Annotated in this window: 10 protein-coding genes; 4 read left to right on the top strand and 6 right to left on the bottom strand. The window is 39.8% G+C overall.

Features of this window, described 5'->3' with window-relative positions:
- On the top strand, positions 1-992 hold a 992-nt coding region (locus AAEY68_RS15620; RefSeq protein ID WP_350586322.1), incomplete at its 5' end, for a 5'-nucleotidase.
- A gap of 155 nt (positions 993-1147) precedes the next feature.
- Here the strand turns inward: AAEY68_RS15620 and AAEY68_RS15615 are convergent.
- The 3 genes from AAEY68_RS15615 to AAEY68_RS15605 all read right to left on the bottom strand — a co-directional run bounded on the left by AAEY68_RS15615 (position 1148) and on the right by AAEY68_RS15605 (position 3754).
- Positions 1148-1876 (bottom strand): CBM9 family sugar-binding protein, encoded by a 729-nt coding sequence (locus AAEY68_RS15615; RefSeq protein ID WP_350586320.1) that lies wholly within the window; start codon positions 1874-1876, stop codon positions 1148-1150.
- Between the two features lie 67 nt (positions 1877-1943).
- Positions 1944-3023 carry an MBL fold metallo-hydrolase gene (locus AAEY68_RS15610; protein ID WP_350586318.1) on the bottom strand — a complete coding sequence of 360 codons (1080 nt, stop codon included), beginning with the start codon at positions 3021-3023 and terminating at the stop codon, positions 1944-1946.
- 74 nt (positions 3024-3097) lie between these two features.
- A complete protein-coding gene (locus AAEY68_RS15605) occupies positions 3098-3754 on the bottom strand; it encodes a DUF2959 domain-containing protein (RefSeq protein WP_169061162.1) in 657 nt (218 codons plus the stop codon).
- A gap of 87 nt (positions 3755-3841) precedes the next feature.
- On the opposite strand from AAEY68_RS15605, the gene AAEY68_RS15600 reads away from it, so the two are divergent.
- Positions 3842-4747: a virulence factor BrkB family protein gene (locus AAEY68_RS15600; RefSeq protein WP_007582159.1), complete on the top strand. Its 906-nt coding sequence runs from the start codon at positions 3842-3844 to the stop codon at positions 4745-4747.
- Positions 4748-5185: a D-aminoacyl-tRNA deacylase gene (gene dtd / locus AAEY68_RS15595; protein ID WP_007582156.1), complete on the top strand. Its 438-nt coding sequence runs from the start codon at positions 4748-4750 to the stop codon at positions 5183-5185.
- On the opposite strand, the gene AAEY68_RS15590 is transcribed toward dtd, so the two are convergent.
- A complete protein-coding gene (locus tag AAEY68_RS15590) occupies positions 5174-5887 on the bottom strand; it encodes a spermidine synthase (protein WP_007376217.1) in 714 nt (237 codons plus the stop codon). The genes dtd and AAEY68_RS15590 overlap by 12 nt on opposite strands.
- Before the next feature lie 247 nt (positions 5888-6134).
- Between AAEY68_RS15590 and AAEY68_RS15585 the strand changes: the two genes are divergently transcribed.
- Complete coding sequence (locus AAEY68_RS15585) at positions 6135-7028, top strand: bifunctional GNAT family N-acetyltransferase/hotdog fold thioesterase (RefSeq protein ID WP_024589539.1); 894 nt, start codon at positions 6135-6137, stop codon at positions 7026-7028.
- Between the two features lie 72 nt (positions 7029-7100).
- On the opposite strand, the gene AAEY68_RS15580 is transcribed toward AAEY68_RS15585, so the two are convergent.
- Both AAEY68_RS15580 and AAEY68_RS15575 read right to left on the bottom strand, forming a co-directional pair.
- A complete protein-coding gene (locus AAEY68_RS15580) occupies positions 7101-8135 on the bottom strand; it encodes a phospholipase A (RefSeq protein WP_101216842.1) in 1035 nt (344 codons plus the stop codon).
- 207 nt (positions 8136-8342) lie between these two features.
- Positions 8343-9464 carry a succinylglutamate desuccinylase/aspartoacylase family protein gene (locus AAEY68_RS15575; RefSeq protein WP_350586315.1) on the bottom strand — a complete coding sequence of 374 codons (1122 nt, stop codon included), beginning with the start codon at positions 9462-9464 and terminating at the stop codon, positions 8343-8345.
- Positions 9465-9466: the final 2 nt, after the last annotated feature.

The raw sequence follows: 9466 nt of genomic DNA, 5'->3' as shown, positions 1-9466 counted from the left end.
AACGTTTTTTAGCGAATTCAATTATACCTTATCCTCATGCTGTTTGTTTTTTATACCGCAAAGATCAACACGCCCTAGTAATTGGTGTAGCTTCAAGTGCTATGTTTGATTTGTTAGAATCGGATACTGTTTTCAGAAAGCAGGGTGAGGAAGAGTATAGGAAGTACCAATTAGAAAATCTTGATAACCCGCTTGATAAAGGAGTGTCATTTTCATTTATTAAACGGTTACTTTCTTTAAATAACTTAAGCGAGAATCCTAAAACTGATCCTTTAGTGGAAGTAGTATTACTATCACGTAATGATCCAGATACCGGATTACGTGTCATGAAATCGATTAAGCACCATGGCTTACCAATATCACGTGCTATTTTTATGCAAGGAAAATCTCCTTACGAATATATTCCAGCATTAAGTATATCTTTATTTTTATCCGGTAATTCTTCTGATATCAAAGAAGCAATAGATATGGGATACCCTGCGGGTCATGTTCTCGAATCAGCAATTGTAGATGAAGACGATGATGATTTAAGAATAGCTTTCGATTTTGATGGTGTTCTAGCTGACGATGAATCTGAAACGGTAATGCATAATACAAATGATGTTAACCAGTTTCATGAACATGAAACTAAGAATGTGTTGCAGCCTCATAATCCAGGACCTTTGAAAGAATTTCTTGTAAAAATATCTGATATTCAAAAATTAGAAGAAAAAAAGAAGAAATCTGATCCTGACTATAAAAATCGTCTGAGAGTTTCAATTGTAACTGCCCGTAATGCTCCATCACATGAGAGAGCTCTAAATACTCTAAAGAAATGGGGTGTAATGGCTAACGATGCATTTTTCCTCGGTGGTGTAGATAAAGGTTTAGTATTAGGAGTACTTAAGCCTCATATCTTCTTCGATGACCAATCAGGGCATTTAAACTCTACAAGTACAGTTGCCCCTTCAGTTCATATACCTTTTGGTGTTAAAAATTTAAAGTTAGACTAATCTCTATCCAAACGCATTTAATTTGATGTCATATTTAATGCGTTTTAAAATCCCCGATAATGCAAAGCCCCTGTGTTTGTTGGTGGGGTGTTTTTTCGTTGGGTTTCGCTTCGCTCAACCCAACATACGTGTTCAATTATTTTATTGGTAGTTACTTACTTTTTAGGGAGTAGGGTAATTTTGCCAAATACGTCAGCATCTATAAACCCACGGTTTCTGTCGCCGTTTACTGGCTGTACTTCGTGTGAGCCCATAAAGTGCTCGCGCACGTCACTGCCATCGTTATCGCAATACGCTAACATAAATCCGATTACTTGCTTTTCGCTAAGTGTAATTGGGGTGTTTTTAGCACCTTCTTTATAATCATTAGGGTAGAGCTTTATTGCTACTTCCCAGGTAATGTTAAAAGGTGCGGTGGTGTTGCGCTTCCAGTTACTGACTAGGTGGTCGGTATACAAATGGGCTTTTTTATCAGGTCCGTAATCGGCGGCTTGGTTATCAAGGCCAATGTGGTACGCCAAAGCGGTGTGATTAAATTGGTGATTACCGCCTGATGCATCGCTATCAATAAATACTTCAAGCGCGTCGTCATCCCAATATTTATAGGTTGGATCGGCGTGTGTATCTATTAAAACGTCATCCACAATATCGGCTTGTAGGTATAAATAGTTTTGATCCCACAGTAAGCGATAACGCCCTTTAAAGTCGGCATCGTTTGCTGGCAGTGTGCCATCCATTAAATAAGGCATATCGTGCCAAGCGGCTTTATCCCACGCACTTTCTGATACGCCATCAATAGTAATTGGAGTTGATGTATGTTCAACATCAATAGCCATTGCTGGCGTGCTTAATAAAAAGCTTAAGGCGAGTGCTAATTTTTTCATTAATTTCTCAATTTTATTGTGTGCTTGTCTTAATGTAATAACAATCTTAAAACAGCTAAGTAAATAGTTACAGTGAAATACTTTCGCCTTCGTTTAAAATGTACAGCGGTACTTTTGAATCCATTTTATTGTACATATGCAATAAGCGCAGTAAGGCTGAATGGCTGCTGTGGTCGCCCATTTTCCAACTTGAGTTACCGTATCCCCACGGTATCATTACTTTGCAGTTAAGCTCTTGTGCTGCGTTTAGCGCATCCTCTGGTGTGGTGTGGACGTAACGATAAAATTTACCACTTTCTTTACTGTAGTAAGATGCGATAGGCATTAAGCACACATCAATATCGCCATATTTTTGCTGTATATCTTTAAAGTGGTTTGAGTAGCCTGTATCGCCTGCAAAAAATAAGGTGCTACCGTTTTGTTCGAGCAGCCAGCCATTCCATGCGTCTTTATTATTATCTTCGTAAATAAAGGGCACTAATACGCGAGCGCTAAAATGATGAGCTGGCACGGCATTAATAACTAAGTCGTCAATGCTGGTTGTTGAGTACCATGGCATTTCGCTAATATTAAAACCGCCGGTGGGGAAGTTGTCGGCCATACCGAGTGGTGTTAAATAGCGAGGTTTATTGCCAATGCTTTGTATGTCGGCTTTATTAAAATGATCGTAATGAATATGCGAATACATTACCGCATCAATATTTTTGAGTTCTTGCTCACTAGGCCAAGCCCCTGCTTTACGATAAATACCACCGCCGAGTTTAAAGCCAAGTGCGACTGGAGAATCAAACTGATTTTTTACCGGATCAAACAGCACACTTTGCCCATTTGGAGTGTTAATTACAAAACTAGCGTGGCCAAGCCAGCGTACGGTATAACCGGTGCTAAGTTGTGGTTTAGTTTGCTGGCCTTGGTACTGGCAGTTTTCGCTGCCGGTTTTGCATAGTAAGTCTGGGTCGGCTGGGTAGCAGTTTTCAGTACAGGTAGTGGGATATGTTTTTTCACCTGTGTATAAATTTTTATAACGACCGTTCTTATCATTAATAACAACAACTGAGTCAGGGCTGGTAATACGATTAATATTATTAGGGGCACCGCAGGCCGTTAATATACATAAGAGCGTTGTTGCGATTAAAAAGCGTTTCATTGTAAATCCCTTTTAGCATTCCCTTTAACATAAAAAAGCCTGCAATTAAGCAGGCTTGTTAAAGTAACAAATAATTAGCCAGCGCTATTCATTTGTTCAATAAATTTGTTTGAATCGGCAATCGATTTGTTCATGTCGTTCATCAACAATTGAATATCGCGCTTAAGGTTAGTGAATTCACCTTTAATAGCCGATACCGCTTGTGCATTTAAGTTATGCTTTAGGTATAAAACGTTATCATGAAGCGAGGTTAATACTGGCTCCATTTTACTCTCTGCGCTGCGCATTGAGCGTAATAGCTGATCAAATTGACGCTTAGTCGCGGCTAGCTTTTTGCTGCTTTCACGCTTAAGTGATGCGCTTTTGTATTGCTCTAACTCATCGGCCCACTCATCAAATAGCGCTTCTGCCACGTCTTCTACTTTATTGATGTTAGTTGATACTTCGTTAGCGGCATTTAAGCTCGACTCGTAATCGTCGTTTAATTGATTGTAAGTGTCTTGTAGTTCGCCACCATTAAAATCGATTAGAGTAGTTAAGCGCTCTAGTGCCGATTTAAATTCTTCTTGTGACTCTTGTTGCGAGTCTTTGGTTTCTTCTACGCGGTCAATAAGAATATCGCGTTTGTGAACACCGACTTTTTCCATTGCAGAATAATAAGCTGATTGGCAGCCAGTTAAAGTAAGTGTTACTACAAGCATTGAAACACTGAGTAATGTTTGTTTTTTCATTTGAATTCCTGTTTGCGAGCGTTAGTGCTGTAAATTATGGCGCTGATTGTTATTATAATCAAAACTATATAAGCACAAGTCAATTGTATGAATGATAAGCTCTCACATTACAAACAGCAAGTTAAGTCCTTTATACGCCAGCAACCTGGTTGGTGGATGCAGTATTTTAATCGTTGTATAGACGATCAAATAACGGTTAATGCAGGTTACCTTGCTTACGTGACACTTCTTTCTTTAGTGCCATTAATTGCGGTGGGTGTTGCTATATTTTCAGCCTTTCCGGGCTTTGAATCTACTCGCATGGAAATTGAGAGCTTTTTGTTCACTAATTTTGTACCCACCTCTACCGATGTTATTAGAGAGCATATTAGCTCCTTTGCGGGCAATGCCAACCAAATGACGGCAGTAGGTATTGGCTTTTTAGCTGCAATAGCCTTGCTGTTAATACGTAATGTAGATGCCACATTAAACCGAATTTGGCGAATTAAGAAAAAGCGCCCAATGATGATCTCATTTGCTGTGTACTGGATGGTTTTGAGCTTAGGGCCTATGTTGCTCGGTGCCAGTATTGGTGTTACCTCTTATATTGTATCTTTGGTGTCGTTTGCTGATCAGGGGATTCCGGGGTTTAGCGGGTTTTTGTTAAAGCTATTGCCGTATGGAATTTCAATGGTGGGCTTTATTATGCTCTACACTTTAGTGCCTAATACACGGGTGTCGTTTAGAGCGGCAATACCTGGCGCTTTTTTTGCGGCGCTTTTATTTGAGCTGACCAAAAAAGGGTTTGCACTTTATATTAGTCATTTTCCGTCGTACGAAGTTATTTATGGCGCAGTAGCAACCATTCCTATTTTATTTGTATGGGTGTATTTGTCGTGGGTCGTTGTTTTGCTTGGCGCTGAATTTACTGCGTGCATTAGCCCAAATGATATTCCAGAAACACCAGAGCTTGAACTAGAAGATGATGAACCAGCAGTAAAGGACACAGTTTAAATGCAAGGTTTAATACAACGTGTAAAGCATGCCAAAGTAGAAATTAACAACCACGTGGTAGGCGAAATTAGCCAAGGTATATTGTTGTTGCTGGGCGTTGAAAAACACGACGACAAACAAACGGCCGATAAGCTTTTACACAAGGTAAGTAATTATCGTATTTTTACTGACGAAAACGACAAAATGAACTTAAGCCTTAAAGATATTAAAGGTGAGTTACTTGTTGTTTCGCAATTTACGCTAGCGGCTGATACTAAAAAGGGTATGCGCCCTAGTTTTTCATCTGCGGCAACGCCAAGCCAAGCTAACGAGCTTTACGAATACTTTGTAGCTCAAGCTAAAGAGTTGGGGCTTACAATAGCCACAGGTGAGTTTGGTGCCGATATGCAAGTAAGCTTGTGTAACGATGGGCCCGTTACGTTTAACTTATCTGTTTAAGTTTTTGGTTACCACGACAATATGATTTACATAGCCCGTAATTTTTTGCGGGCTAACATTACAACCAAATACATCGAGTAATAGCTGCTGAAGTTGCTTTAATTGCGACTCATGCTGCGATAAAAAGTTAATAAATAGCACGCCGTTGTTATTTAAAGCCGAGTAGATTTTTTTATAAAATGCCTCTTCAAATAAAAATCGAGGCGCGTCTATTTGGCTAAATAAATCTAGAATAATCCAATCAATATTTTGCACACTTTCTAAAATCTGTTGCGCATCGGCGCACAGCAGTTGCTCATTCTTATTTGACGAAAAAAACTGGGTATAGCAATCAATAATATCGGCGTTTTTTTCAACCGATGTTATTTGTGCTTTAGGGTATTTGTGTTGTAAATAGTTACGAATTGCACCGCCGCCAAGGCCAAGTTCTAACACTTTTTGTGGCGCGCTAAGAGCTTGCCAGTGCTTATCTAGGTACAATAAATGTGGAAAAAGTAATAAATCCGGGTTATTTAAATCAATAACAGATTGAAGAGTGTCGTTAATAAGTAACCAGCGTAACTGCTCGTGCTCACGTACTTGAATGTGATCGCCACTGCATTTATGCCAATAGATTAACTGACCAATGCTGTGGCTATTTTCAATAAATTGATCGCTCAGCAAACCAGTTAGTGAATTTATATAATTGATTTTTTCAGTCATATTCTCAGCATAAACTAGCAACGTTAAAGCGCAATGGCCTTTGTCATTATTTTTTTACGTTATTTTACAGCCATCACCAAAGTCGTATTTGCAGTTTTTTTAAGATGGAGTATGGTATTTGCCATAATAATGCCAATCAATTTAATTATTTTATTTTTTTAGCTTGGTAGATAACCAATACTATTAGTATAGCGCCGTAGCCTTTTTTTGACTTTTATTTACGGCTTATATAACAACAGGAGTATGTATGTTTCAGGTAAGCACCCCACAAAGTAGCGAAGATTGGCAAGCGTATTACCAATTGCGTTGGCAGGTATTACGCGCGCCTTGGGGCGAGCCTCGTGGCTCTGAACAAGACGATATGGAACAAGACTCTGAGCACCGCTTTATAAAAAATAAAGAAGGCGAAGTGCTAGGTGTAGCACGTTTGCACTTTAACAGTCATGAGCAAGCACAAGTGCGCTACATGGCAGTTGCAGAGGGGAACCGTAATCAGCATATTGGTAGTCGTTTGCTTCATGAGCTTGAAAAAATAGCATGGACACAAAATGCCGATGAACTGGTTTTGTTTGCACGCGAACGAGCGCTTGAGTTTTATAAACGCCACGGTTACGAATTAAAAGAAAAAGCGCACTTAGCGTATGGCGATGTACAACACTTTAAAATGGTAAAGCAAAAACCGTGTGAGCCAGGCTGGTTTCGTCATCCAAATTGGACGCAAGTACTACAAAATACGTGGCGTGAGTCTATTCCAATTAGTGACGCGATGGGTATTAAGGTAGAAAGCTATACCGATTGGCAATTTACAACCAGCGCCGACCTAGACGCTAACTTAAACCTACATAACACCATGTTTGCAGGCTCTATTTATAGCTTGGCCACGCTAACAGGTTGGGGCGCTACGTACTTAGCGCTTAAAGAAGCTGGGCTTGAAGGTAATATTGTATTAGCCGATGCTAACATTAAGTACTTAAAGCCGCTTACTACCGACCCACGTGGTTGTGTTGATATACAAACCTGTAAGGGCAAGTTAAGCGATTTAGAAACCGACGGTAAAGCAAGTTACGTAGTGCCTGTAACTATTTACGATGGTGATAACGTGGTTGCAGAATTTGAAGGGCAGTTTGTAGTAAAAAAATAACTGTTTAGCTGTTCAAAACACAAAAAAGCCAAGCGATGCTTGGCTTTTTTGTGTGTAAAACTTAGAGAAGTATCACAGCAGATCGGTTAATAATATACCAACACCAATACGTTCTACATCCGCATTGTAATCAATTAAGCTTTCGCCATAACCGTTAAAGTATTGTGCATAACCACGAACGCGGCCCCATAAAGGAAACGACCAGTCGAGTTGAATTGCACCACGATTATCTGAATTTAAGTTGTTACGTGTCATAAAGCTAAATTCATGGTCATGAAAACGATACGCGCCGCTAAACTCAAAGTAACCCATGTATTTATATATGTCTGGGTTGTCGTCGCCATTGGCTTCTAAAATATCTTCTTTTTCGTCCTCAGCTATTCGGTACCAAGGTTTAAAGCTAAAAACAAAGCCTCTGTTTTCCCAGATAAAGTCTGCATAAATACGGTTCCACGAACGTGAGTTTGGTTGGCTTCGACCATTTGACTGATGCGAAATACCTAAAGCAATTGCCATTTCGTCGCCCCATAATACGTTTTCTGGGTCGAGGTAATTTATCCAAAATATCTCTGGTTCGTAGTTAGTCTCACGAAATGGAGAAGAAATTTCTGAGTTATAAAGCTGCCAATATGATTGCAGTGTAAAGCCAAAAAATATGGCTTGGTCTTTATCCGAAAAATCATCGTAAAGAGGTACTTTTATCGATAGCTGGTATTTTGCTTCTAAGTTGTCGAGCGGTTCACCGTCGTTGTCGTCGGTTAGTGCGTCAAAGCCATCAAATGGGCGATCGTTTGGGTGTGATACGTACGAAAGCGGTAAAATATAGTTACGCTTATGTGGCGTAATTACATTTCTATTTTTTTTACCTACTTCTTCACGAGCTTGGCGTTTATCAAGCGCGGTAAGTTGTTTGTCTTCTTCAAGAGCTGAACACTTTTTACGAAGATCGTCTAATGTTTGTTTACCATCTCCGCCAATTACCTCATTTAAAATACACTGCTTTACAAGTTCGATGTCGTTGTCTTGCTCATTTGTAGCAACTTCTTCTTGTGCGAAGGTAGCTGTACTTATTAAGGCAGAAAGTGTGATCCAGTGGCGCCAGCTCATTGTAATTCCTTGTGGGTTCGGGTTGTGTTGTATGCGTTAATTTAATTATAACGTCTTTTTACATATGTAACGGTGAACTTTTACTGAATTTGTATTTATAACAAGCTCTGTACGTATACAAAGTAAATATAGATCAGAAAAAAAGCGGCCTAGGCCGCTTTTTTAATGCACATTAACTATGTGCTCTCACGCAATGAGAAGGGTGAGCTAAAGCTCAAATATGTTAGTAAAAAACTTATAAAGTTCGGTGCCTTGGTTAACACTCGCCGAGGCAAAGTGCAAAATGGCAATTGCATCGCAATCGAGAGTAAGTGTTTGCAGTGGTTGCTCGCTTAAGTAGCGCTCCATGCGCAAAATATTAGCAATAGGTTCACCGGCTTTAATGTGCCCACCAAGTGGGGCTAAGTATTCAACCATGCCGCCAATAGGGGCGTAATAAGCAAAGTAGTCATCTAAATTACATGCATAGCGAGTCATATTGGCTGGCGTATGCGGTGCGTTTTGTAATACGCCTTTGTGATTTAAGTAACTTAAAATGCTGTTAGCATCGTTTAGTGCTTCTTTTAAGTCTATTTTTTCTTGGCTGCCTAGCTCTACAGTAAATGCTTCTACAGGTATTGATAATTCACGACCTTGCTCGCTAAGTGCATCACTCAAATGCCACCATGGGCAAAAGTTAGCTTCATCCATAGCGCCGTCAAAATCACTAGGAATAAGCAGTACATGTTCAATATTAAAGTAACGTGCGCTGTCGGTTGCATAGGTTGGGCAGTACAAATGCTTGCTTGAAATAGGACCTGTGTGTAAATCGAGTACTATATCAGCCTGATGAGCGAGCTTTTGTAGGTTAAGTGCAATGCGTTTACCCGTATTAAGTAAATAAGCAGGGCCGTTAAGTTTGCTGTCTACTTCGTCAATAAGCGCCTGTTTGAAGTTACTTTTTAATGTAGCGTCGTCATACTGGGTATGATTTTGTGCAAACTGTGCCACTAAATTTTTATTGTAGTGATACATGCGATTCCAATTAGTGCCCGTAATCGGATCGAACCTGCCAAGGGTAAACTCGCCAGATTTTTGATTACAACCAATTGGGTTAGCATAAGGTACTAATGTAATATCGCCATTAAGGTTTAGGTGTTTTAATTGCTCAAGTAGCTGAAAAATAACTGCGTTACCTTGCACTTCAGCGCCATGCATATTGGCCTGAACATAAACACTAGGCCCTGTGCCATCGCCTTTTAAGCGATACACCGGAATTGTAAGCGGTAAGCCGTTTGCAACTTCCCCTACTACAATGTTCTCTTGGCCGATGTGTGTTGTATTACTCATGC

It is taken from the genome of Pseudoalteromonas sp. RB2-MNA-CIBAN-0110 (assembly GCF_040309305.1).
GTDB classification, from domain to species: Bacteria; Pseudomonadota; Gammaproteobacteria; order Enterobacterales; family Alteromonadaceae; genus Pseudoalteromonas; species Pseudoalteromonas arctica.
This window is presented reverse-complemented; position numbering and strand designations above follow the sequence as displayed.

Excerpts from the sequence above, each read along its gene's own strand:
- AAEY68_RS15615 (WP_350586320.1), bottom strand. The coding sequence starts at position 1,876 with ATGAAAAAATTAGCACTCGCCTTAAGCTTTTTATTAAGCACGCCAGCA.
- AAEY68_RS15610 (WP_350586318.1), bottom strand. The coding sequence starts at position 3,023 with ATGAAACGCTTTTTAATCGCAACAACGCTCTTATGTATATTAACGGCC.
- AAEY68_RS15605 (WP_169061162.1), bottom strand. The coding sequence starts at position 3,754 with ATGAAAAAACAAACATTACTCAGTGTTTCAATGCTTGTAGTAACACTT.
- AAEY68_RS15600 (WP_007582159.1), top strand. The coding sequence starts at position 3,842 with ATGAATGATAAGCTCTCACATTACAAACAGCAAGTTAAGTCCTTTATA.
- dtd (WP_007582156.1), top strand. The coding sequence starts at position 4,748 with ATGCAAGGTTTAATACAACGTGTAAAGCATGCCAAAGTAGAAATTAAC.
- AAEY68_RS15590 (WP_007376217.1), bottom strand. The coding sequence starts at position 5,887 with ATGACTGAAAAAATCAATTATATAAATTCACTAACTGGTTTGCTGAGC.
- AAEY68_RS15585 (WP_024589539.1), top strand. The coding sequence starts at position 6,135 with ATGTTTCAGGTAAGCACCCCACAAAGTAGCGAAGATTGGCAAGCGTAT.
- AAEY68_RS15580 (WP_101216842.1), bottom strand. The coding sequence starts at position 8,135 with ATGAGCTGGCGCCACTGGATCACACTTTCTGCCTTAATAAGTACAGCT.
- AAEY68_RS15575 (WP_350586315.1), bottom strand. The coding sequence starts at position 9,464 with ATGAGTAATACAACACACATCGGCCAAGAGAACATTGTAGTAGGGGAA.